The sequence below is a fragment of the Microbacterium sp. Y832 genome (assembly GCF_057669765.1).
On record NZ_JBYHFM010000021.1, the window covers coordinates 1 to 901 of the forward strand.

Annotated in this window: 1 protein-coding gene; it reads left to right on the plus strand. The window is 66.5% G+C overall.

Annotation, left to right across the window (positions count from 1 at the left end):
• Window positions 1–901 (plus strand): PKD domain-containing protein (locus tag AC25YV_RS12800; protein WP_488124240.1); only part of this gene is annotated, 901 nt, incomplete at its 5' end.

Below are 901 nucleotides of genomic sequence, written 5' to 3' on the forward strand. Positions count from 1 at the left end.
TGCGGTTCCGCAGAATGTGGTGCCGGTGGCGGGGTTCTCGTCGGTGGTGTCGGGGTTGTCGGTGTCGGTGGATGGTTCGTCGTCGTCGGATGTTGATGGTTCGGTGGTGTCGTATGCGTGGGACTTCGGTGATGGTGGGACGGCCAGTGGGGTGTCGGCGTCGCATTCGTATGCGGTGTCGGGGACGTACACGGTGTCGTTGACGGTGACTGATGATGCGGGTGCGACGGGGGTGCGGTCGGAGCAGGTGACGGTGACGGCGCCGCCGGTGGTGCCGGGGGTGTTGGCTGCGGATGGGTTCGAGCGTGCGGTGTCGGCGGGTTGGGGTGTGGCTGATCAGGGTGGTTCGTGGTCGGTGTCCGGTGTCGCGGCGCGGTATTCGGTTGAGGCTGGTGCGGGTGTGATGACGGCGTTGAACTCGACGGCGTTGCAGGCGTCGTTGCCGGGGGTGTCGAGCACGAGCTCGAAGATGGTGGCGTCGTTCTCGGTCGACAAGGTCGCCAACGCGCATTATGTGTCGTTCGTCGGTCGGCAGGTGGGTGCGGATCAGTATCTGCTGCGGGTGCGGATCGCTGCCGATGGGTCGGTGATCCTGCATGTGATGCGCGGTGGCACGGCGATCGGTGCGGCGTTTGCTGTTCCTGGTCTGACGATCACTCCGGGTGCGGTGTACAACGTGGCGTTCGAGGTGACGGGGTCGTCGCCGACGACGTTGTCGGGCAAGGTCTGGGCGGGTGCTCAGGCGGAGCCGGCGGGGTGGCAGGTCACGCGTACGGATTCGACGGCTGTGTTGCAGGCTGCCGGTTCGGTGGCGGTATCGACGCAGGTTCCGACCTCGGCGGCGTCGTATCCGCTGCGGGTGAGCTTCCCCGAGATCACCGTCACCACCCCCACCCCGTGA